Source organism: Salifodinibacter halophilus (assembly GCA_012999515.1).
Taxonomy (GTDB): domain Bacteria; phylum Pseudomonadota; class Gammaproteobacteria; order Nevskiales; family Salinisphaeraceae; genus Salifodinibacter; species Salifodinibacter halophilus.
Genome location: JABEEB010000169.1, coordinates 1 through 284, shown reverse-complemented (window position 1 = coordinate 284; position 284 = coordinate 1). Strand labels below are relative to the sequence as shown.

The 284-nt window shown below is 54.2% G+C and carries 1 protein-coding gene; it reads right to left on the bottom strand.

The annotated features are described in order from the left end of the window. Nucleotides 1–99: conjugal transfer protein TrbL (locus tag HKX41_11180; GenBank protein NNC24693.1), on the bottom strand; the 99-nt coding region annotated here is incomplete at its 3' end. Between the last annotated feature and the right edge of the window lie 185 nt (nt 100–284).

Genomic DNA, 284 nt, shown 5'->3' with positions numbered 1-284 from the left:
ACCCGGGAAGTTGTTGGTGCCGTAGTACGAACTCATCACGCCGTTGAAGAACATGCCCGCCATCGGCGGCGCGGCGATGATCAAGACCGACAGGATCATGCCCAGGCCGTTCTACTGCAGGCAGAAATAAAAATGGCGCCGAAGGCGCCATTTTTATGTGGTTAATTGGTGAGCTCTCCGTAACTACATTCAGCGGACACGAGCTTGCATTTATCAGATTTCTTACCGCAGAGCGCTAGGGCGTCACTGATAGCACCATCTTTCCCGGCAGCGCTGGCAGCTAT